Annotated in this window: 24 protein-coding genes; 7 read left to right on the top strand and 17 right to left on the bottom strand. The window is 48.4% G+C overall.

Features of this window, described 5'->3' with window-relative positions:
• Positions 1 to 71: 71 nt before the first annotated feature.
• Together BBR47_RS13295 and BBR47_RS13290 are read left to right on the top strand one after the other, a co-directional pair.
• Positions 72 to 1361, top strand: coding sequence for an acyl-CoA thioesterase/bile acid-CoA:amino acid N-acyltransferase family protein (locus BBR47_RS13295; protein WP_012686285.1), 1290 nt, complete (start codon positions 72 to 74; stop codon positions 1359 to 1361).
• A gap of 73 nt (positions 1362 to 1434) precedes the next feature.
• Positions 1435 to 1773: a histidine triad nucleotide-binding protein gene (locus BBR47_RS13290; protein WP_007727375.1), complete on the top strand. Its 339-nt coding sequence runs from the start codon at positions 1435 to 1437 to the stop codon at positions 1771 to 1773.
• Positions 1774 to 1792: 19 nt separating this feature from the next.
• Here the strand turns inward: BBR47_RS13290 and BBR47_RS13285 are convergent, their stop codons facing one another.
• Complete coding sequence (locus tag BBR47_RS13285) at positions 1793 to 2761, bottom strand: YpdA family putative bacillithiol disulfide reductase (RefSeq protein WP_012686284.1); 969 nt, start codon at positions 2759 to 2761, stop codon at positions 1793 to 1795.
• Between the two features lie 146 nt (positions 2762 to 2907).
• Between BBR47_RS13285 and BBR47_RS13280 the strand changes: the two genes are divergently transcribed.
• Positions 2908 to 4512 (top strand): glycosyl hydrolase family 18 protein, encoded by a 1605-nt coding sequence (locus BBR47_RS13280; protein ID WP_231850591.1) that lies wholly within the window; start codon positions 2908 to 2910, stop codon positions 4510 to 4512.
• Positions 4513 to 4587: 75 nt separating this feature from the next.
• On the opposite strand, the gene BBR47_RS31250 is transcribed toward BBR47_RS13280, so the two are convergent.
• Complete coding sequence (locus tag BBR47_RS31250) at positions 4588 to 4752, bottom strand: hypothetical protein (RefSeq protein WP_012686282.1); 165 nt, start codon at positions 4750 to 4752, stop codon at positions 4588 to 4590.
• A gap of 130 nt (positions 4753 to 4882) precedes the next feature.
• On the opposite strand from BBR47_RS31250, the gene BBR47_RS13270 reads away from it, so the two are divergent.
• The 3 genes from BBR47_RS13270 (at position 4883) to BBR47_RS13265 (ending at position 5960) form a co-directional block, all read left to right on the top strand.
• Positions 4883 to 5251, top strand: a complete 369-nt coding sequence (locus tag BBR47_RS13270; protein WP_012686281.1) for a hypothetical protein — start codon at positions 4883 to 4885, stop codon at positions 5249 to 5251.
• Between the two features lie 7 nt (positions 5252 to 5258).
• Positions 5259 to 5336, top strand: a complete 78-nt coding sequence (locus BBR47_RS31955) for a YozQ family protein (protein ID WP_142496394.1) — start codon at positions 5259 to 5261, stop codon at positions 5334 to 5336.
• 69 nt (positions 5337 to 5405) lie between these two features.
• Positions 5406 to 5960 carry a spore coat protein gene (locus BBR47_RS13265; RefSeq protein WP_012686279.1) on the top strand — a complete coding sequence of 185 codons (555 nt, stop codon included), beginning with the start codon at positions 5406 to 5408 and terminating at the stop codon, positions 5958 to 5960.
• A 92-nt stretch (positions 5961 to 6052) separates the two neighbouring features.
• Here BBR47_RS13265 and BBR47_RS31245 read toward each other — a convergent pair whose 3' ends face one another.
• The 4 genes from BBR47_RS31245 to BBR47_RS13250 form a co-directional block, all read right to left on the bottom strand.
• Complete coding sequence (locus tag BBR47_RS31245) at positions 6053 to 6211, bottom strand: hypothetical protein (RefSeq protein WP_012686278.1); 159 nt, start codon at positions 6209 to 6211, stop codon at positions 6053 to 6055.
• Positions 6212 to 6364: 153 nt separating this feature from the next.
• A complete protein-coding gene (locus BBR47_RS13260; RefSeq protein ID WP_012686277.1) occupies positions 6365 to 7327 on the bottom strand; it encodes an L-threonine 3-dehydrogenase in 963 nt (320 codons plus the stop codon).
• On the bottom strand, positions 7324 to 8517 hold the full coding sequence (locus BBR47_RS13255) for a glycine C-acetyltransferase (protein WP_012686276.1): 1194 nt from the start codon (positions 8515 to 8517) through the stop codon (positions 7324 to 7326). The genes BBR47_RS13260 and BBR47_RS13255 overlap by 4 nt, the downstream gene beginning before the upstream one ends.
• 291 nt (positions 8518 to 8808) lie before the next feature.
• On the bottom strand, positions 8809 to 9186 hold the full coding sequence (locus BBR47_RS13250) for a (2Fe-2S) ferredoxin domain-containing protein (protein WP_012686275.1): 378 nt from the start codon (positions 9184 to 9186) through the stop codon (positions 8809 to 8811).
• Positions 9187 to 9331: 145 nt separating this feature from the next.
• On the opposite strand from BBR47_RS13250, the gene xerS reads away from it, so the two are divergent.
• Positions 9332 to 10444, top strand: a complete 1113-nt coding sequence (gene xerS / locus BBR47_RS13245) for a tyrosine recombinase XerS (RefSeq protein ID WP_041749404.1) — start codon at positions 9332 to 9334, stop codon at positions 10442 to 10444.
• Between the two features lie 77 nt (positions 10445 to 10521).
• Here xerS and BBR47_RS13240 read toward each other — a convergent pair whose 3' ends face one another.
• The 11 genes from BBR47_RS13240 to BBR47_RS13190 all read right to left on the bottom strand — a co-directional run bounded on the left by BBR47_RS13240 (position 10522) and on the right by BBR47_RS13190 (position 20559).
• Entirely contained in the window at positions 10522 to 11415 is an 894-nt protein-coding gene (locus BBR47_RS13240) for a manganese catalase family protein (RefSeq protein ID WP_012686273.1), read from the bottom strand.
• A 70-nt stretch (positions 11416 to 11485) separates the two neighbouring features.
• A complete protein-coding gene (locus tag BBR47_RS13235) occupies positions 11486 to 11734 on the bottom strand; it encodes a YuzF family protein (RefSeq protein ID WP_012686272.1) in 249 nt (82 codons plus the stop codon).
• A gap of 124 nt (positions 11735 to 11858) precedes the next feature.
• The gene (locus tag BBR47_RS13230; protein ID WP_012686271.1) at positions 11859 to 12671 is read right to left on the bottom strand and encodes a transglycosylase domain-containing protein; all 813 of its coding nucleotides are present in this window, start codon (positions 12669 to 12671) and stop codon (positions 11859 to 11861) included.
• Positions 12672 to 12780: 109 nt separating this feature from the next.
• Positions 12781 to 14364 (bottom strand): AMP-binding protein, encoded by a 1584-nt coding sequence (locus BBR47_RS13225; RefSeq protein ID WP_012686270.1) that lies wholly within the window; start codon positions 14362 to 14364, stop codon positions 12781 to 12783.
• Between the two features lie 136 nt (positions 14365 to 14500).
• Complete coding sequence (locus BBR47_RS13220; RefSeq protein ID WP_012686269.1) at positions 14501 to 15499, bottom strand: branched-chain amino acid ABC transporter permease; 999 nt, start codon at positions 15497 to 15499, stop codon at positions 14501 to 14503.
• 7 nt (positions 15500 to 15506) lie between these two features.
• Positions 15507 to 16367, bottom strand: a complete 861-nt coding sequence (locus BBR47_RS13215) for a branched-chain amino acid ABC transporter permease (protein WP_012686268.1) — start codon at positions 16365 to 16367, stop codon at positions 15507 to 15509.
• Between the two features lie 27 nt (positions 16368 to 16394).
• Positions 16395 to 17096, bottom strand: a complete 702-nt coding sequence (locus BBR47_RS13210; protein ID WP_012686267.1) for an ABC transporter ATP-binding protein — start codon at positions 17094 to 17096, stop codon at positions 16395 to 16397.
• On the bottom strand, positions 17080 to 17850 hold the full coding sequence (locus tag BBR47_RS13205; protein ID WP_012686266.1) for an ABC transporter ATP-binding protein: 771 nt from the start codon (positions 17848 to 17850) through the stop codon (positions 17080 to 17082). The genes BBR47_RS13210 and BBR47_RS13205 overlap by 17 nt, the downstream gene beginning before the upstream one ends.
• Before the next feature lie 12 nt (positions 17851 to 17862).
• Positions 17863 to 19032, bottom strand: a complete 1170-nt coding sequence (locus BBR47_RS13200; protein WP_419761087.1) for a substrate-binding domain-containing protein — start codon at positions 19030 to 19032, stop codon at positions 17863 to 17865.
• 67 nt (positions 19033 to 19099) lie between these two features.
• On the bottom strand, positions 19100 to 20146 hold the full coding sequence (locus BBR47_RS13195; RefSeq protein ID WP_012686264.1) for a 3-oxoacyl-ACP synthase: 1047 nt from the start codon (positions 20144 to 20146) through the stop codon (positions 19100 to 19102).
• Positions 20143 to 20559, bottom strand: a complete 417-nt coding sequence (locus BBR47_RS13190; protein ID WP_012686263.1) for a MaoC family dehydratase — start codon at positions 20557 to 20559, stop codon at positions 20143 to 20145. The genes BBR47_RS13195 and BBR47_RS13190 overlap by 4 nt, the downstream gene beginning before the upstream one ends.
• Between the last annotated feature and the right edge of the window lie 8 nt (positions 20560 to 20567).

The following is a 20567-nucleotide window of genomic DNA, read 5'->3' as shown; positions in this document are numbered from 1 at the left end:
TCGAACTTTTATTCATTCTACTATAATGACTGTGTCAAGTGTTCCCGTAATCTGGAAGGAGTGTTGACAAAATGATGCTTCCACAAATTGAAGTTACGCCTGCAACAGCCTTAATCGATGTTCCCGTCCATATTACACTCAGCGGGTTTGTCCCGAATCAATTAATCACCCTTCATGCTACTCTCAAAAACGGGTTGCCCGGAGGAGATTTGACTGCATCCTCACATGCTATATTCCAAGCAGACGAAAATGGCTCGGTGGACTTGGTTTCCCAAGCTCCCTTATTCGGTACGTATGAAGGAATTGATCCGATAAGGCTTTTCTGGTCCATGAATGTCCAGACCATGCGTTTTTATCATGCTTATTCTCTGGACGACTTTCAGTTCACCCCACGCTCCACCGAGATAGAATTAACGGCAGAAGTCTACGATAAGTCCGTAGCAAAAGCAGTCGTGAAACGTATTTTTGTCTCCCGAGACGTATCGATACAGAAAGTGACAGACCATGGGCTAGTCGGTCTGTATTTTTCAAAACCCCACACGGAGCAAAGACCCGCAATTGTCGTACTAGGTGGAAGCGAAGGCGGAATTGGTTCCTGCTCACAATTCGCAGCTTTGTTCGCTTCTCACGGCTATCCGGCACTAGCACTCGCTTATTTCCAATGCAATGATCTTCCTGACGATATTCGCCAGATCCCGATCGAATATGTTCAACGCGCCATTCATTGGTTACAGCAACAGCCCTCCGTACATCCTGATAAAATTACGTTATTCGGACGTTCCAAAGGAGCAGAATTGGCATTAGTCACAGCATCGATCGATCAACATGTGCATGCTGTCATTGCTTCGAGTCCCAGCTCTACAGTTAATATCGGTACAGATAAGGCATCCGCTGGGTCAGACACGTTCTCCCCGCAATCCTCTTGGTCGTTACAAGGAGAGCCTCTCTCATTCGTGCCATGGACCGAGGAGCAGACAAAAGACTCGCAGGAGCGGCTCGACGCAGGTCAACGTATCGATCACATCCATGCCGAAGCATGGGCTGCTTGTGCATGGTTAGAAGATGCCGAAATCCCGGTGGAAAATATCAATGGCCCGATCCTCTTCCTCTCCTCGGATGACGATCACTGGTGGCCAGCAGCAGAGCATTGCGAGCAAATGGTCGAGCGGTTAAAGAATCATCAGTTTGCTCATTCGGTGGTGCATTTGCGTTACCCGGATACAGGACATGGGATCCGCTTTCCTTACATACCGACTACCCGCACACAGCTCAATGGTGGTACGCCCAAAAACAACGCCTACGCATCCGAGCACTCTTGGCGTGAGGTTCTTCAGTTTTTGGAACGGACTTTTCCAGAGTAAAAAACAGGGAAAGCCTACTTGCATGACGAAGTAGGCTTTACGATCTATCATTATAGAAAGGATGTATAGCCCTATGGACTGCTTATTTTGCAAAATTGTAAACGGAGACATTCCTTCTAAAAAAGTGTATGAGGACGAGCATGTATTGGCCTTTCACGACATTAATCCTGTCGCCCCTGTTCACGTCCTGATGATTCCGAAAAAGCATATTCAATCCGTTCTGGCTATCGAGCCTGAGGACAAGGAGCTGATCGGTCACCTTCATCTGTCGCTGCAAAAAGTGGCAGAAACAATGGGTGTGAACGAGGATGGCTTCCGTATCGTAACCAACATTGGCAAGCACGGGCAACAAACCGTCTTCCATCTGCACTACCACCTCATTGGAGGCCGACAATTGGAGTGGCAGTTCTAATTAATAGCGGCTACTGCTCTTAGTGAGAGGCAATGTGGCGGGCGATACCTTCACCATGAAACCTTCCATTTTCGATAAAAATGGCGTTCGCGTGACGGCCCGCCGCAATGACTCCCGCGATATAGAGTCCTGGGATGTTCGTCTCCATTGTCTCAGGATGATGTGCTGGGATTCCCGTTTCCTCGTCAATCATAACTCCTAACGAATGAAGGAAGGTACGATCCGGACGGTATCCAATCAAAGAAAATACATGGTCATTGGCAAGCGTAATGACTTCATCGCCCATCCTCACCCTAATGGAACGTTCCTCAATGCTCTCGACGGTTGCACCAAACAGCATATGGATGCGTCCTTTTTTGATCAGACTCTCAAAAACAGGTCTTGTCCATGCCTTGACCTTGTCAGATAGCTCCGTTCGGCGGCAAATCACCGTTACCTCTGCACCTGCCCGCTCCAGCTCCATCGCCGCGTCTACGGCAGAGTTGTTCCCCCCTACTACCGCTACTTTCATCCCTGTATACGGATGTGCTTCCTTATAAAAGGACGAAACCTTTGGCAGCTCTTCGCCTGGGACCTGCAACCGATTTGGATTGTCAAAGTAACCTGTGGCGATCACCAAGTTTTTCGCTTCATACGTATGGGTTTTGGTGAAACGGTCCGTAGTCGTAATCTGGAAGCCTTCTGGTGTTTTCTTCGCTTCCGTTACCGTTTCATATACGTTCACGCGCAATTTTTCTCGCGCTGCTACCAGTCGATAGTAATTGAGTGCCTCTTGTCGAGTCGGTTTGTCGTTCGCCGTTGCAAAAGGGACACCTCCGATTTCCAGTAAATCTGGTGTGCTATGAAAAATCATATAGGTCGGGTAGCGATAAATCGAATGGACAAGCGACCCTTTTTCAATAATGATGGGATCAAGTCCAGCTCGTTTGCAGGCAATGGCCGCTGCCAGTCCACAAGGCCCACCGCCTACAATCAGTACGTCTTCCATTTCTCTCCGCCTCGCTTCATTCTCTCTATTTTTATTCCTCCATCATATCATATTGTATTTCCTGAAAAAGAGTTCGGGCACCCCTGCTAGGTTTCTACCAAAATCTGACCAATGAAAGAATGGTTCTCCCTCCTTATACTGGATGTATGATGAATAAACAAAAGATACATATCTGGTTAGTCTCCTTGGCTTTTCTGGTGTACGGTCTCTCTTTTGCCATAGGAGTCCCAGCATCCACAGCCTCGACGAAAAATTTAAAAGATATCGCAAACAGCTATGCGATAGAGCAAATCCGTTCGCTACAAGCGGCAGGTGTCATCTCCGGCGATGAAAACGGGTACTTTCACCCAACTCGCCCGGTGACGCGTGCTGAGTTTGTCGCGATGCTCACACGAACGCTCGGTATGAAACCGGTGGTCAGCAACGTCGCATCCTACTCGGATGTTCCGAAAAACTCTTGGGCATACGGGTACGTACAAGCTGCTGCTGGACTTCGCATCGCGAATGGCATCGGTCCTACTTCTTTTGCTCCGAACCAGACAATCTCTCGCGAAGAGGCCGCTGCATTTCTCGTACGCGCACTGGAACAAAGCATTTCGTCTTCTTACCAGTTGTCCGTGAAGGATGCCAATGCGATTTCGAGCTGGGCACGCGCCTCAGTCAGCCACGCCATGCAAAAAAATTGGTTGGTTGGCTACAATGGCTACTTCCGCCCGACTCACGCACTCTCGAGAGAAGAAACCGCTGTTATTTTGTATCGAATTCAGGAGAATCTGAAGAAGCAAAACGTTACAGCAAAGTCGCTTGTCTCTCTCGGATGGCAATACCAATCCACGACAGAGGAGTTCATCGCACAAGTCAAGAATAGCGGAGTCAATACACTATCTCCACGTTGGTACTTCCTGCAAAAAGACGGAACGATTAGCGACTCTACGGATACTTCCCTTGTCCAATGGGCACATGCAAATGGCAAGCAGGTGTGGCCGCTTTTCGGGAATAAATTTGATCCTGATGCTACTCACGCCATGCTGTCCGATCCGAATAAACGAAAAGCAGCCGTGCAAAAGCTTTCTTCGTTCATTGATCAATACCACCTAAATGGGATTAACATCGATTTTGAAGGGTTCTCCCCTGCGGATCGCAACAACTTCACCTTGTTTATTCAGGAGCTCGCGACTGCTCTTCACGCAAAAGGCACTGTCCTATCTGTAGATATTCCGCCTGATGGTGATTCAGACTGGAGCGATCCTTTCGATTTTGCCAAATTAGCAAAGTATGCGGATTATTTGGTAGTCATGGCCTATGAAGAGCATTGGGTAGGTGGGTCAGAAGCAGGCTCCGTAGCATCCTTGCCTTGGTTTACGAAAGTCATTACCGATCTGCTTGACGAGGTTCCGACCCAAAAGCTGATCGTCGGAATGCCTCTTTACACGCGCGACTGGTACCAATCGAATGGAACATTGAAGTCAACAGATATCAGCATCCCTGAGTCTTACCAGTTGCTCTCGCAATACAGAGCAAAAACAGTGTGGGACGATAAAGTTGGACAATACCGTTCGACGTATCAAAAGCAAGGCGTCACGCACACAATTTGGCTGGAAGAAAGCCGTTCGATTGGGCTCAAGGCTCAGGCTAGTCTGCAATGGCAAGTGGGTGGGCTGGCGTACTGGTACGTTGGCTCTGAATCAACGGATATGTGGGCAGCCATTGCCAATTCGATTACCCTTAAACATGCACGTGAAAAACTGTAAGACTCATGAAAAGAAGCGCCCGCGTCCGGCGATAGCCGTGGCAGAGGCGCTTCTTTTTGTTGTGCTAGGCAATTCTCAATAAGTCCCGGATGAGCCCGCTCCGCCAGGATGCTTGGGCGCTTCGACGACTTCGTCCTTTGACGCTTTTCGGGTCTCAAATAAATCGGTGCTTCCTGCTGCGTGCGTCCCCAGTACTTTCAGTTCTTTATTTTCTACTTCCTGATTGTTTTGTTCAGTCAATATGATCCCTCCCGAATGCAAGTTAGCTGTAGTTTGTCTCCTTTTAACGATTATTAGACAATCATTGGTGTTCTGCATGGGAATGCCCTCCTTTCTTCATACTGAAAAGGAGCAGAAGGAGGAAAGGTTCTTGCCAGATATTTTGATGAGCCCTGAATTAAAAAGAAAAACAGAAGAAGCTATCCAAGGTCTCACATTCACGAAAAATTTCCGTTCTGCAACAGCCGAAGAATGGTATCTGTTTTTGCCGGGATATCGAGATCCGCAGACAGAAGGGGCTTGCGGGAAAGTATTCATTCATTACGACCTGTTTGGAAATCGGGATGTGTTCATCAACACCACCGTGATTTTCGATGACCCAAAACTGCATGACCCTACTCTGCATCCGCTCGTCTACGCAGTGGTCGATGAGACCGTCAATCGTTTGGTTGGCTATGCCAATACGTTACTTTCAGTACATGCAGGCTTTAATTCATACTCAGCGGAATACGTGAGTTAGCACCCCTTTGCCTAATGCCCACGAGCAAGGGCTCGCCATTACACACGAACAAGTCAGCGACAATCCTTTCCCCATTTTTTCCTGAATATCCATTGATTCTATACAAACACTATCAAAGGTTGACAGTAACCCAATTCGATTACAGGAGGCTATTATGCAACGATTTGCTGCTCATGAGTTTTTGGAAACACAAGAAGCACTCCGCTCCAAACACGCCGCGATTGAAATGCACGGAGTACTTGCCGAGATGGCACAAGACCCGCAATTAACAGGTATCATTAACAGACATCAGCAAATGATCATGAACGCCTACCAGCAAGGGATTAGCCTTTTGCAGGGAAAAGGCTTCAACATTGCACCAGCTCCTATTCAATTGCGTGTAGCACAACCTACAGCAGTAGGTCTTAATAACCCGCAGATGGCTGCTCCCAACCCACACCCAACCCGCTTGTCAGATATGACGATTGCTACCCTGATGCTGAACTGGCATAAATCGGGTTCGGCAATTGGCATGCTCTGGGCGGCTGAGTGCGTAGATCCAGGTATCCGGCAATATCATGTAAATGGCGCTAATGCATGCCAGCAAATGGCTTATGAAACCTGGCAATACATGAATGCCAAAGGCTACTACCAAGCTCCACAGCTTGCCGATCACACAATGAACACGATGATTAATGCCTACCAGCCGCAACAACAAATGCTCCTGTAAGCCTCAATAACCGTCCTTGTTCGGACGGTTTTCCCTTTGTGTGTACGAGAAAAACCTCCCGGATTCCGGAAGGTTTTGTTTGTTACATGGTGTCAGCTCTCTCGAACCTTCTCCGTATTATTTGACCAGCCCCAGCTTTCTATTGGTCGTTCTTCATTACTACTGTCTTTGTTGTCCTGTATATTTGGGATGACTTGTCCTTCTTCGTCGTGCTTCAAATGGTTGTCCTGCAAGTTTTTTGGTAAATCCATGATTTTCCCCCTCTCTTTTCATAATGTACCCAGAGAACAGGAAAGGCATTCAAAAGTCTGATAACGTGCATGTGAACGGACAAACAAAAAATGGCCACCTCTCTCGCATCACGGCACAAGAAGAAGTGGCACATTTTCCTTTTCTCTATTCGTTTATCCGACTTGCTGGAGTAGCTTTCCCCGCAGTTTTGCGAGCATGTCCTCAGTCATTTTGTCCAAGTCGTACTCGGCTTTGAAGCCCCACTCTTGCATGGCAGCCGTAGCGTCAATGGAGTTCGGCCAGCTATCGGCAATCGCCTGACGCACAGGGTCGACTTCATAAGAAAGTGTAAACTCAGGAATGTGTTTACGGATCGCTGCTGCTACATCTTCTGGCTCAATGCTCATCGCAGTCACGTTGAACGCGTTGCGGTGGATGAGCTTGGAGGCATCTGCTTCCATCAGGGAAACAATCGCATTCAACGCATCAGGCATATACATCATATCCATGTACGTGCCTTTACCGATGTAGGACGTATACGCTCCATGCTGGATCGCCTTGTAGTAAATATCTACTGCGTAGTCAGTCGTACCACCACCCGGAGGCGCTACATACGAGATCAAACCTGGGAAGCGCACGCCGCGCGTATCTACCCCAAATTTTTGATGATAGTAATCGCAGAGCAACTCACCTGAAACTTTATTTACCCCATACATGGTCGTAGGGCGTTGAATCGTGTCCTGCGGTGTGTTGTCCTTCGGTGTAGTCGGACCAAATGCACCAATCGAGCTCGGTGTAAAGAACTGGCAGTTCAACTCACGTGCTGCTTCCAGCGCGTTTACCAGCCCGCCCATGTTCAGGTTCCATGCCAAGAGTGGCTTTGCTTCTGCTGTTGCAGACAACAGCGCAGCCAAATGCATGATCGTATCCACGCCATGTTTTTTCGCCAGCTCAAACATCCGGTTTCCGTCTGTGACATCAAGAACTTCGAAGGGTCCAGATTGCACCACAGGATCTTCTTCGTTTTTCCGGATATCTGTAGCGATGACTTGATCCGCTCCGTAAATATCGCGTAGTTTCATGATGAGCTCGGAACCAATTTGTCCTAACGCCCCGGTTACCAGAATTTTTTTCATTTCAGGATCCCCATTTCTTTCCCAACTTTTTCGTAGATGCTAAGGGCACGATCCAGCATTTCCTTGCTATGCGCCGCTGTTGGCATATTCCGTACACGGCCGGTCCCTTTTGGTACAGTCGGGAACACGATCGCTTTGGCGTACACGCCCTCTTCATACAGTCGCTTGCTGAATTCTTGAGTCTGCTGTTCGTCTCCGATAATGCAAGGAGTGATAGGCGTTTCGCTCTCCCCGATATTGAAGCCGAGTTCTTTCAAGCCTTTTTTCAGGTAATGTCCGTTATCCCACAGCTTGTCGTGCAGCTCGGTGCTGTTCATCAAAATATCGATCGCAGCAATGGAAGCAGCCACATCCGCTGGCGTCAGCGAAGTCGAGAACAGGAAAGGTCTGCTGCGTACTTTGAGCCAGTCGATGAGCTCTTGGCGTCCCGCTACATAACCGCCTACTACGCCAATTGCTTTGGAAAGCGTGCCAATTTGGAAGTCGATTTTATCAGACAGACCAAAATGCTTAACCGTTCCTGCCCCTTTACCGAGAACACCAGAGCCGTGGGCATCGTCTACATACGTAATCAAGTCAAATTCTTCGGCTACCTCGACGATTTCCGGCAGCTTGGCAACATCGCCATCCATTGAAAATACGCCGTCAGTAATGACCATCAGTTTTTTATATTTGCCGGATTCTTTTGCTTCCTTCGCTTTCGCACGCAGGTCATCGATATCGGAGTGGTTCACACGGATAATTTGTGCACGAGACAGGCGGCATCCATCAATAATGGAAGCGTGGTTCAATTCGTCAGAAAGAATCGCATCGTCCTTGTCCATGACAGCAGAGATCGCAGCCATGTTGCAGTTAAAGCCAGATTGGTAAGCGATTGCAGCTTCCGTATGCTTGAAGGCAGCGAGCTTTTCTTCCAGCTTCACATGCAAGTCCAAGGTTCCGTTAATCGTACGAACAGCCCCTGCACCTACGCCGTATTTGCTTGCTGCTGCAATCGCAGCGTCCACAAGGCGTTGATCAGTAGCCAAGCCCAGATAGTTATTGGAGGAGAGGTTGATCAGTTCTTTTCCTGCAATCGTAATGACAGGACCATTTGCGCTTTGCAATGGATCAATGACGTTGTACAGTCCCTTGCTCTTCAAATCTGCCAAATTTTCATGTAAAAAATGTTCAAGTGTTTTGCTCGCCAACGAGAATCCCTCCATTATTCAGCCATCGATTAGTAACTTCTACAAAAACAATTGTTCACACTGTATGGACATATCATTTTGATAAAATTCGCATAAAATCAACTTAATCTACAGACATTTTACCACCATTTACTTAAAACGTCCATATCACAAAGACATATTGTTAACGCTTTCAATCATTTTCCTTTCGATAATGCCATCTCTCCTACTTTCTCCTTTTGTCGTAAATCGTAGACTCCTGAAAATGAAAAAACCACTCTCTCGCTTCATGAGCAGATCGTGGCCTTTTCCTCATTTTTTTGCCTTTTGTGATTTTAAGATACCGGGCTTGGTGTCTATCGTACGCACAAAACCGTTCGTTTCGAAGCGATGCGTCATCAAGGACTCTACTGGTCTGCCATTTTGAAAATGCTCTTCCACCAACTTCTGTGCATCTTCTGGTGTCACGTTTTCATACCAGATTCCCTCGGGGTACACGATCATTACGCACGCGTCCTCACAGCGTCCGTTGCAACGCGTGCGAGTTGTATGTACATAGTCATCCAAACCTGATTCGGTAATCGCTTCGCGTATCGCTACGGTAACCTCTTCGCCCCCCTTGCGCATACAGCTTCCACCGTTACAAATCAGCACATGATGTTTCGTCTGAGATAAGTCCCATGTTGCCACTACAAATCCACTCCGTTCTTGTCCAACATCGATCCACACTCCCCATCATGACGGTTTCTTGTTCAATTTGCAATTCCCAGAACGTTTGGTTTTTGATAGAATATATGTTCGTATACGATTACAAATAGATGTTGGTGGTGAAAGCATGTCCGTTACCAAACAGCGCGATGCCTTGCAGCTTTTGCAAACAGTGGGCTCCTACCCATGGTATGTCGAAAAGTTTATTGAGCATAAAAAAGCAAAAAAGAACTCACCCTCCACCTTACTTGGATACCTGCGCGATTTCTCCTTTTTCTTTCGCTGGATGATGACAGAAGGATTGAGTACTGCATCGGATATGAAGGACATTCCGTTAAGCGATTTGAATGACTTAAGGAAGGAAACGGTAGAAAGCTACATATTATACTTGCAGGAGTCGCATCTGTATGAGCGATCTGCTTTGCTCTCGAACCCTACCAAAAGCGCGAAGAAAGAGTACAGTGACCGCACGATCAGCAGAAAAATATCGAGCCTGAAATCGCTTTTTCATTACTTGTCTGCCCTCGCTGAGGATGAGAATGGGGAATCGTATTTGACGCGGAATGTACTCGCCAAAATCGAGCTGGAGATCACGGAGCTGACTCCCCTCGCACGCGCCCACGCCATTCGGGCAAAAATCCTGATAGACGACGAAATCTATCAGTTCGTTGATTTTGTCTACAACGGATATTTGGCTCATTGCGATACGGAAAAAAAGAAGCAGTATCACATGCAAAACCGCGACCGGGATACTGCCTTGATCGCGATGATTCTCTCCGGTGGTTTCCGTGTTTCAGAGATCGTCAGTCTCGATCTATCCGACATTATTATGGAAAAAAACCAGTTGAAATTGATTCGCAAAGGAAAGAAAGAGGACGCTCCCTTTTTTAGTGACTGGGGCAAAGAGCACTTAGCCAAATACTTGCAGCTGCGTGACAAATACAATCCCGAACCGCAAGAGGACGCTGTTTTTCTCGCTGTCTCCCCTGCCAATCCGAATGGGCATCGCATCGAAGTACGATCTGTACAAAAGCTGGTCAAAAAGTACGCGAAAGCATTCGGCATTCCCGATTTGTCTGTCCATAAGCTTCGTCACAGCTTTGCTACACAGTTTCTCCGCTTGAATCCAGACCCCCATCAGCTCCAAGCACAGCTGGGGCACTCCAAAATCGAAACGACGATGCAGTATGCCCATGTATTAGAAGATGCTTTGGGCAAGGCTGTGAATCGAACGACGTAATATTGCTGAACAAGAACAAGTGACCAATCTGCATGCCATTGCGGACTGGTCACTTTTTTCGTGCTTTTCCATTCCATCTACATCCCCGCTGACCTTTGCAAGCGTTCCGCGATTTTCATAAAGTCTTCCCGCGATACACCTGGTGCAAATTCTTCTGGCAGTTCATCTAAATCCGGAACTGGGCCGCCATCCGGGACGCCTTGAATGACTTCTGCTGTTCCACCATCAGGCAACGGGCCGCGCCAAATCATGGCAATATCCTGATAGTCCTGATAGCTGAACGTAAACAGCTTGCGATTCAATCCCATCGCGATATACGGGTGAGTCGCATCGAATTGTGTGTTATCCAGATTGGGAACAGGCAGCATTTTCGTCATATCCACACCCGTAGCGATCTCCAACGCTTTGGCGTACGCTACGATATGGACGCCCCCTCTGACGAGCAAGTAACCGATCATGGCCCGGGCTGTGGGATGATCCGTCATTTCGTACACCCTCATCTTGTGAGTTCGCGCCCCACACTCGAGAAAAAAGTTGTGCAAAAGATCAAGCACCAGATTCCCGCTCGAAAATACGTAATCCCCTGTCCATGATTTTCCCATGGAGTCTCCTGGCATGGCGGTTTGTGCGGTCGCAATAAAATGGTACGTATTGCGCTTATTCAAGCCGTTATTCAGTGGAGTTGTATCAGGGTCCCCCGGTCGCGTAATGCCTTTCATGCACAAATTGATTGCATTGGAGACCAGCTCCACATGCCCGACTTCTTCCGCTGTAATGCTGGCGACCAAGTCATAAAAAGGCTTCAGCTTGCTCTTTCCACGAAAGTTGAAGGATTGGAACAAATAATTGTTTAGCGTTGACATCTCACCAAAACGACCGCCCAATAGCTCCTGGACGGCCGCAGCAGCGTTGGCATCACCATAAGCCGGCTCTGGCAGCTCAATTGCCAACCTGTTGATACGAGTAAACAACCTGCTTCCCTCCCCCTTTTTGCACCTACCTGTACTGTTTTATGTGGGCGAAGGGTTGTTTCATACCAGTTTAAAACGGCATAACCCAGACGATCTGTTGTATGCGTACAAAAAACGTAGAACCACCCATCTGCAGTACCACATGGTCAGGTAGCACATCGACAACGATTCCACGGACATTTCCCTGGGTTGTTTGAATGGCAACTTCACGCCGTATGACACTTTGCAACGTCTGGTACAAATAAGGTTCGATGAAGGAATTCATAGAGGGGGTACTCGACGCTGGTTGTGCTTGTGTCTGAAAAGGATACGAACTCATGACGTTTTTGGACTCCTTCCTGTAGTTCCTCCTTGTATTTTATGCCCAACGGTTGGGATGGGTGAGTGCACAGGAAATAGCAAAAATCCCCTGCCATCCAGACAGGGGATTCCATCACATTCATTTATTTCGCTGCGCGTTTGGCGGTGGGAACAACGGATATCTGCTCATTCTTTGCCAATGTACTTTCGCTTTGATCGATCACGGCCAATTCGTTCATCCGATTTAGCACAACCACCTGTCGTTCTTTGGCTCGGTCCCAGTTCTTTACCGGTGAGTAACGCTCTGGTCCTTTCGGCAAAGAAGCTAGCATGGCCGCTTCTCCTAATGTTACTGCTCGATTTCCTGTTTCATTTGCTTTTTTTCCGAAGTAAAAGGGAACAGCCTCGCCAATTCCGTATTTTCCGTGCCCGAAATAAATGACGTTGAGGTACATTTCGAGCAGTTCTTTTTTGCTGTATCGCTGCTCTAATTGTAACGCGATCGCGACTTCTTTTACTTTTCTAGTCATGGTTTTGTCGTTTGTGAGAAACAGGTTCCGCGCCAACTGCATGGTGATTGTACTTCCGCCCTGCACGTAGGCACCTTCCTTGACATCGACCCAGATCGCTCGGCTCAATCCAATCGGGTCCACTCCTGGATGCTGCATAAACCGATGATCCTCTATTGCAACGAATGCCTTCCACACATAATCAGGCATTTCGTCCAGCTTTACATAACTGTTGGATTGCTGTACACCAGCCAGCTTTTTTTCATCTATCCATATATTCCCTGTCCACGCAAGCACGATCGGCGCCAGGATAGCTGCCATCATGATCACGAGAAAACTGATACGCAGTCGTTTTTTCCAACGAACACCGAGTTTCTTAATCTTGGGTATGCTCGCCGCTTCATACAAGTCGGTGTTTCTTCCTAATGGGATTGGAAGGTGGTTCATGCTGCACTCCCCCTTGCCTTGCTTCTACTCACATTGTAGGGGATGCACGCATTTCGTCCCATCGAATCCACTTACAGCAATCTTACATTTTCGTAAGACAAACGATTCCCTACAAATGCTGATTTTGCTGTGCCTCCTGCTGCCGTAGCTCGATCCGTCTGATTTTACCGGAGGTTGTTTTCGGCAGTTCTTGTACAAACTCGATTTTGCGCGGGTATTTATACGGAGCAGTTAATTGCTTGACATGGTTTTGCAATTCCACGATCATCTCTTCGGATGGCTCATTCCCTTTTTTCAGGATGACAAACGCTTTTACCACATGACCACGCTCCGGATCAGGACTGGCAACCGCCGCACATTCCGCTACCGCCGCATGCTTCACCAGCGCATCCTCGACCTCAAACGGACCAATCGTATATCCACCTGAGATGATAATGTCATCAGAACGTCCTTCGAACCAGATGTAGCCATCTTCGTCCATGCGGCCTTGATCACCCGTCACGTACCAGTCACCCCGAAAAGCTCTGGCAGTGCGCCCCGGATCATCCAGATAGCCTTTGAATAGCGCCACCATATGGCGATCAATGGCAATATCTCCTACTTTGCCTACTGGCAGCTCCGCTCCTTCTTCGTCAATAATGGCGATCCTTACAACTGGCGATGGCTTGCCCATTGAACCTGGCCTTGGCTCCATGCCGACAAAGGTACCCACCAGTAAAGTGTTCTCTGTCTGTCCGTATCCATCTCGCACGGTCAACTGGAAGACGCGGCGGAATGTGTCGATCACTTCCCGATTGAGCGGTTCACCAGCCGAACATGCGGAGCGCAGGGCGGACAGCTTGTATTGTTCTAAATCCGTTACTTTTGCCATGATTCTGTACTCGGTTGGCGTCGCACACAAAACAGACACCGGGTAATTTTGCAGAATCGTCAAATAATTTTCCGCAGAAAACTTTCCTTTATAGACAAACGCGGTCGCTCCCAGCCCTAACGTAGAGACAAACGGGCTCCAGATCCACTTGGCCCAACCAGGCCCAGCCGTTGCCCAAACCACATCACCTTCGCGAACGTCCAGCCACTGTGTAGCCGCCACAGCCAAATGCGCAAACGGCCAACCGTGAACATGCATAACCCCTTTTGGTCCCCCAGTCGTCCCTGAAGTATAAGACAGGAAGGCCAGCTCATCCGACTTCGTGTTTACTACCTCAAATTCTGTGTCCTGCCCCTGGAGCAACCCCTCAAGCGAAATCCACCCTTCTTTTTCTTCGCCCGTCGTGATGTAGTGTTGCAAGGTAGAACAGTTGCCTCTCGTCAGATCAACCTCACTCATTGCTCCCGCGAAGCTGATCACTGCCTTTACTTTTGCATGATTGATCCGGTACTCGATATCTTTGGAACGCAGCATCTCAGACCCTGGCAAAATCACTGCCCCTAGCTTCAGTAGTGCCAAATAGAGACCGTAAGCCAATGTTCCTCGGGAAACCAGGACGAGTACCCGATCTCCATGCCCGATTCCAATGGACCCTAGTCCATTTGCGATTTTATTTGAATATTGGCGCAAATTCTCGTACGTAAGGATATGCTCCTGGCCTTGCTCATCTAACTCCCAAACCGCACGTCTCTCTGGATGTTTTTTCGACCATTCGTCCACCTGGGCTGCGAAATTATAGTTCACTGGCATGTTTAATTCCATAGCACATCTCCACCTTTTCTAAGATTGATGAATTATAATTCGACATCACTATAATTCTCCCCTTTTTCTTTCGACAAAAATGGGACAAAAAAAGGCCAACCTTTTCCATCGGTTGACCTCCCTTCTTTCATCCCTATCACTCTACTGGCTCTACGATCGTCGCAGCCTGCACGGAACGCTGTTTTCTTTTTTCCCTCCACTCTTGAAAGCTGCCGACAATTCCGCTCGGAAAGCAGAGCACGACCAAAATATAGAGCAAGCCAAGGAATATGACCCATCTCTCGAATATCGGGTGAAGCTTTGCCAACTCAGTCAATCCGTGATGCGCCAGCTCTACGATCCCCGACCCCAAAATAGAGCCAAATAGCGTTCCCAGCCCACCGATCATGCTCATCAAGAGTGCATCCAGTGTCGTTTCAATCGAAAACACTTGGGTGTTTACGAATCGCAGCATGACCGCGTACAAGCCCCCACTAATCGCTGCAACCACTCCAGCGACGATACTGACGATAACCTTATAATGAAGAATTTGATAGCCTAACGCTTCCGCGCGTTGTTCATTTTGACCGATGGCTTTCAGTACCTTGCCGAGTGGAGAGCGCGTAAACGCACGCAAGATGACGAACAGCATGACCATTAAGAGCAGGCATACATAGTAAAAGGACAAACGATCCCGAAACAGCTCAGGCACCGGGAAGGTGAAGCCATCTCCCCCCATCGTCAGCGAGCGCCATTTCTCTGCCAATACGAATAGCAGCTGGGAAATCGCCAACGTCAGCATCGCATAAAAATGACTTTTTAAGCGCAAGGATAGCATCCCGATCACATAGCTAAGAATCCCAGATAGCATGATGGCAACGAGTACACCAAGTAAGAAATAGCCGATCGACGCGTCAAAGTTTTTCAGGAATAAAGACACAGAGTACGCACCTATACCGAAAAACATACAGTGTCCAAATGAGACGATCCCCGTATAGCCGAGCAACAAATCAAAGCTCATCGCAAAAATTGCAAAGATAAAGATTTGGGTGAACAAGATGTACAGGCTTCGCGAGTCTGAAAGAAACGGCAAAACGGCTAAAGACAAAAACACAAAGAGGATAAAACGATGATTCAACAATCCGGATGTAGTCAACGCATAATCACCCCTTCGCTCCAAACAGGCCGGATGGTTTGATAAGCAGCACTGCCAGCATCAGCAGCATGTTCACTGCCAGTGAAAGCTCTGGAACGAAGTATGCCATAAACGAGCCGAGCACCCCTACTAAAAGCGCCGCAATCATAGAGCCTTGAACGCTTCCCATCCCACCGACAATGACGACGATGAATGCCAGAATCGCATACTGCATACCCATTTCCGCAAAAATCACCCCCGAATACGGGGCTAGCAGACTTCCTCCCAGCGCAGCCATGCCTGCCCCCAGCAAAAAGACGAAAGTAAACACTTGTTTAATATTGATGCCGAGTGCCTGCACCATTTCCTTATCGATGACGCCCGCTCGGACGATCAAGCCTAGTCTCGTTCTCGTCAATAGCAGGTGCAACCCGACGTACACCGCTATTCCCACTGCGATGACAAACAAGCGATACGTAATTAGTATGATGTCGCCAAGCTCGATGCTCCCTTGCAAATAATCTGGTAATCCTGCCCGAATGGGATTGGGGCTCCAAAACACCTTGAGCAATTCACTGATCACGAGCATTCCGCCCAATGTCACAAGCAGTTGCTGAATATGATCACCATACACGGGACGGATCAGAACGCGCTCTAGCACGAAACCGAGCAGCATCCCGATGACGGCAGCACCTACGATGGCCAGAAGAAAGCTATCGGTCACTCCGAAAAGCCATACACCAGCAAAGGCTCCCCAGGCAAACAATCCGCCGTGGGCAAAGTTCAACACACTCATTAAGCCAAAGATCAACGTGAGCCCGGAAGCGAGCAAGAAAATGAGTGTGCCTGTCGCCAGTCCATTTACAAGCAAATTTATCGCGACATCCATTTCATCCTCCCCCTCCCTGTCATACGCTCATGCAATACCCAAATATTTTTGTCGCGTATCTGCATCATCCTTCAACTCCTGCATCGCGCCACTGCGGACAATTTTCCCTTCATCCATCAAGTAGTACTGCTCGCCAATCATGCTCGCCATCATAAAGTTTTGTTCAACTAATAGCACGGTCGTTTTCTCTTTCATCGATTCGATGTGGAACATGAGTTTTTCAACCATGATGGGTGCAAGCCCCTTGCTCGGTTCGTCTATTAACAAGAGTCCGTTGCTGTTCACGTAAGCTCGTGCAATCGCAAGCATTTGTTTTTGACCACCGCTTAAGTGCCCACTTTTCTTTTTCCAGTAGTGATGCAGGTCTGGAAAAAGATCGAGCATCCACGCCAGCTTTTCTTTTTGTTCGTCGTCATTTTTTTGCATGGCGAGCCGGAACGTCTCTTCTACCGTAAAATCATGAAAAATCCCTTGATTCTCGGGCACATACCCAATCCCTTTACGTGCGATGGAATAGGTCGGCAAATGTCCGATTTCTTCTCCTCGATAGCGAACCTGACCATGACGGATCGGGGCAAGCCCCATGATGGAACGAAGCGTCGTTGTTTTGCCAGCGCCGTTTCGACCAAACAGGACAGTAATACTACCTGCTTGCACAGAGAGCGAGACACCTTGCAAGATGTGAAACTGGTCGAGGTACGTTTCAATCTGATCAAGTTGCAGCATCATGCTTATACAACCCTCCCAAGTAGGCAGATTGCACCTGTTCATTTCGCATCATGTCAGTCGGGGTTCCCTCAGCCAATAGCTCTCCATGAAACAGAACGACCATGTGATCGGAGAGTGATTTGACCATGTCCATCTTGTGTTCGATGAGGATGATCGTGCACGAATTGCTTTCCTTTATGGATTCGATCACTCTCAATACAGCCGGGACTTCCTCCAGCGAAATCCCCGCCGTCGGTTCGTCGAGTAAAAGAACATCCGGACGCAGTCCAAGGAGCATGGCCAGCTCCAGCTTTCGTTTTTCCCCATGCGCCAGTAGGCTTGCCAACACATCTGCCTTTTTCTCCAGCAATACCAGATGTAGCAATCGTTCAACTTCCTCAGCCTGTCGCATCTGATCTGCCTGGGAAATCCATAGACGAAACCGAACTCCCTGCGAAGCTTGCACGGCTAATCGAATATTTTCCCGCACCGTTAGCTTGGGAAATAAGTTTGTCAATTGAAACGATCGGCCAATCCCCATTCTCGCTCGTGCTGCTGGGGGCAAGTGTGTAATCTCTTGTCCCTTGTACTTGATTGTTCCTTGCGAGGGAGTAAGCTGTCCGCTTAACAGGTTAAACAGCGTCGTCTTTCCAGCTCCATTCGGTCCAATGATCGAAGTAAATCGCTGCTTCGGTATGCGTAGCGATACCTTGTTTATGACTGTTTGCTCCCCGAATGCTACGCTTGCGTCAACCGTTTCCAACAAGTAACTCATCACACACCTCCTCTACTTCTGGTTCCTGACAGGCGGTGCTGTCTCTTCCATCGTCATCTCCCGAACGAGCACAGGGACCGGATGATCGACTCCTTCTTTTTTCTCTAGCTTGATCGCGTACAATGTTTGCAGTGCCTGATGGTCCTCCACCCGGAACTGCATCTGACCCTTCGGCGAATCAAAGGTCATGCCTTCCATCGCAGCAATCAACTTCTCCGAATCTGTATCGGCGTTCGTCTTTTTCAGTGCTTCCACAATCGCTACGGCTGCCGTCATCCCGCCTGCCGTAAATAAATCTGGAATCTCGCCTTGAAAACGCTTCTGGTGCTCATCGATGAGCCAGTCGTTCATTTTCGTTTTGGGGAGCGAATGGTAATACACCGAGAAGCCTTCCATCCCGATCATTGCCTCCATCGTTTTCAATGCAGCGATATCAGGCGCTCCCGTAGACACCTTGATGCCTTTTTTCTGAACCTGCATATCTTGCAGCTGTTTCCACGGGGAGTTCGAGCCTGCCCACGTGATGAACACATACTCGGGTTTAGCGCTAATGATTTTTTGAATGTTGGCTGTAAAATCAGTCGTGCTCGTGTCCACGTATTGCTCTTCGATAATGACAGCCCCTAATTTTTCAGCGGCGGTCTTAAAGGCTTCGATCCCTTCTCGACCGTAGGCGCTGTCTTGAGCCATTGTCGCGATCTTTGTTCCTTTAGAAGCAATTGCCGCAGCGCCTGCTACTGCGTCCTGTGAAGAATTTCGACCTGTGCGAAAAATGTATTTGTTCCAGTTTTTCCCGGTGATACTATCTGCTACTGCTGGCTCTACGACCATGATTTTTTTGTACTCCTCTGCCAGAGGAAGGACAGCTAGCGTATCGCCTGAACTCGAGGAGCCTACGAGAAAATCTACCTTATCAGTTTCCAGGAGCTTCGTTGCTTTTTGGACGGCGACATCCGGCTTCGTCTCCGTATCCTCCATGACAAACTCGATCTTTTTGCCACCGATCTCTCGCTTGCCTTCTGTTGCATAATCGAGTCCGAGCTCAAAACCTCTTGCCGTCTGCTTGCCGTAGCTCTCCAGTGGACCTGTGAGCGAAGCGAGTACGCCTACCTTGATCGTATTGCCGCCACCAGATGAAGCGCTTTCATTTTGGCTGCAGCCAACAACAAGCACGACAGACATCGCTAGCGGAAGCAACATGTTCCATCCTCTTTTTTTCACGCCCGTTCCTCCTCGAGTGTCATAATGTTCATTGCGATTCGGCTAACCATTCCAGGACGGTTGCAGCCCACGTATATCCAGTCCCAGCACTGACCGCTACGACAATATCCCCTGGGGAAAGACGTCCCTCTTGCTGTGCGACATGCAGTCCAATACACGGGTCGAGTGCAGACAAATGCCCGTAATGATCGAGATAGACGGCCTGCTCCTCGCTCAGTTGCAAACGTTCCAATAGTTCCAGGAACATCGAACGCTTTGTGTGCAAAGGAAGCAGCAGCTTCAAATCACGCAAGGAACGATTACTTTTTGCCAATGCCTGCTCTACCACATGAACAAAGTTTGGTATCGAGATGGGATCAAGCCGTTCTTTCATATCGCTCGGATTCGGCACATCGATGTAATGAAGTCTGTTTTCCACCGTTTCATGGCTAGGCTGGTGCCTTGAGCCGCCAGCGGGTACCCTTACATCATCGTGAAAAGAACCATCGGTAATGACACAGCTGTGGAGAATTCTGCTCTTAGTAGCTCCACGTTTTACGAGAGCCGCTGTCCCCCCATCTGCAAAATTAAACATGAAGCGTGAGCGAGGATTGTCGTAATCGACGATTTGTGATTCTTTACAGCCAGCAACCAGCAAGATGTTTTCAATGGATGCATCTGCCGTCAGCATATCTTTGGCAACCTTCAAGGCGATTGGAAAACAAGAGCTGACGTTCATCATCTCGAAACCGTATGCGTTTGTCGCTTTTAGCTCGTATGTAATCTTCGGTGCGCTGGACCATACATAGTAATCTTTGTGCGGGCTGCCAAAGTAAATAATCACGTCAATCTCAGATGGATCGATCACCGAGCCGGTCAGCTGTTGGGCAGCGAGCACAGCGAGGTCTGATGCATGAAGGGTGTCATCTGCGACATGCTTCTGATAAAGACCGAATTTTTCGATAATGACTTGCGTGGGGATTCCTGTCTTTTCAGCCAAACATTCAGCTGTTTCTACACCTTCAGGAAAAAATACGGACGTCGCTTCCACTCCGATGGTCTGCTCTTGGATCGTATTCGCTTCAAGATGATTCATACTTTCGCTCCTTCCCTCGGTACGAGCATCGTCGCTGTTCCAGTCAGAACTACTTTTCCATGCTGATTCGTGCATTCCGTAAGCAATCGGATGATGCCACGCTCTTCTTGATACTCCAGCACAGTGGCGGTCGCGGTGATCGTGTCTCCGATCAATACCGGAGCCGTAAACGAAATGGTCTGGTCTTTGTAAATGGAACCGATGCCAGGCAGCTGCATCCCGAGCAATCTGGACAACATGCTAGCCGTCAACAGTCCATGTGAGATACGCTGGCCGAATCGCGTGTCTTTTGCGTACTGTTGGTCAATGTGCACCGGATTATAATCCCCACTCATTCCCGCAAATAGAACGATATCAGTCTCCGTAATCGTTCTGCTAAAAGATGCTTGCTCCCCTATTGCAAATCTCGCCATGTAATCAC

The organism is Brevibacillus brevis NBRC 100599 (assembly GCF_000010165.1).
Classification (GTDB): Bacteria; Bacillota; Bacilli; order Brevibacillales; family Brevibacillaceae; genus Brevibacillus; species Brevibacillus brevis_D.
This window is presented reverse-complemented; position numbering and strand designations above follow the sequence as displayed.

What these genes read in the sequence shown, in the direction of transcription:
- BBR47_RS13190 (WP_012686263.1), bottom strand. Translation starts at nt 20,559, where the DNA reads ATGGCGAGATTTGCAATAGGGGAGCAAGCATCTTTTAGCAGAACGATT.
- BBR47_RS13295 (WP_012686285.1), top strand. Translation starts at nt 72, where the DNA reads ATGATGCTTCCACAAATTGAAGTTACGCCTGCAACAGCCTTAATCGAT.
- BBR47_RS13265 (WP_012686279.1), top strand. Translation starts at nt 5,406, where the DNA reads ATGCAACGATTTGCTGCTCATGAGTTTTTGGAAACACAAGAAGCACTC.
- BBR47_RS13210 (WP_012686267.1), bottom strand. Translation starts at nt 17,096, where the DNA reads ATGATGCTGCAACTTGATCAGATTGAAACGTACCTCGACCAGTTTCAC.
- BBR47_RS13235 (WP_012686272.1), bottom strand. Translation starts at nt 11,734, where the DNA reads ATGAGTTCGTATCCTTTTCAGACACAAGCACAACCAGCGTCGAGTACC.
- xerS (WP_041749404.1), top strand. Translation starts at nt 9,332, where the DNA reads ATGTCCGTTACCAAACAGCGCGATGCCTTGCAGCTTTTGCAAACAGTG.
- BBR47_RS13260 (WP_012686277.1), bottom strand. Translation starts at nt 7,327, where the DNA reads ATGAAAAAAATTCTGGTAACCGGGGCGTTAGGACAAATTGGTTCCGAG.
- BBR47_RS13215 (WP_012686268.1), bottom strand. Translation starts at nt 16,367, where the DNA reads ATGGATGTCGCGATAAATTTGCTTGTAAATGGACTGGCGACAGGCACA.
- BBR47_RS13195 (WP_012686264.1), bottom strand. Translation starts at nt 20,146, where the DNA reads ATGAATCATCTTGAAGCGAATACGATCCAAGAGCAGACCATCGGAGTG.
- BBR47_RS13225 (WP_012686270.1), bottom strand. Translation starts at nt 14,364, where the DNA reads ATGGAATTAAACATGCCAGTGAACTATAATTTCGCAGCCCAGGTGGAC.
- BBR47_RS13280 (WP_231850591.1), top strand. Translation starts at nt 2,908, where the DNA reads ATGATGAATAAACAAAAGATACATATCTGGTTAGTCTCCTTGGCTTTT.
- BBR47_RS13200 (WP_419761087.1), bottom strand. Translation starts at nt 19,032, where the DNA reads ATGTCTGTCGTGCTTGTTGTTGGCTGCAGCCAAAATGAAAGCGCTTCA.
- BBR47_RS13230 (WP_012686271.1), bottom strand. Translation starts at nt 12,671, where the DNA reads ATGAACCACCTTCCAATCCCATTAGGAAGAAACACCGACTTGTATGAA.
- BBR47_RS31245 (WP_012686278.1), bottom strand. Translation starts at nt 6,211, where the DNA reads ATGGATTTACCAAAAAACTTGCAGGACAACCATTTGAAGCACGACGAA.
- BBR47_RS13205 (WP_012686266.1), bottom strand. Translation starts at nt 17,850, where the DNA reads ATGAGTTACTTGTTGGAAACGGTTGACGCAAGCGTAGCATTCGGGGAG.
- BBR47_RS13290 (WP_007727375.1), top strand. Translation starts at nt 1,435, where the DNA reads ATGGACTGCTTATTTTGCAAAATTGTAAACGGAGACATTCCTTCTAAA.
- BBR47_RS13285 (WP_012686284.1), bottom strand. Translation starts at nt 2,761, where the DNA reads ATGGAAGACGTACTGATTGTAGGCGGTGGGCCTTGTGGACTGGCAGCG.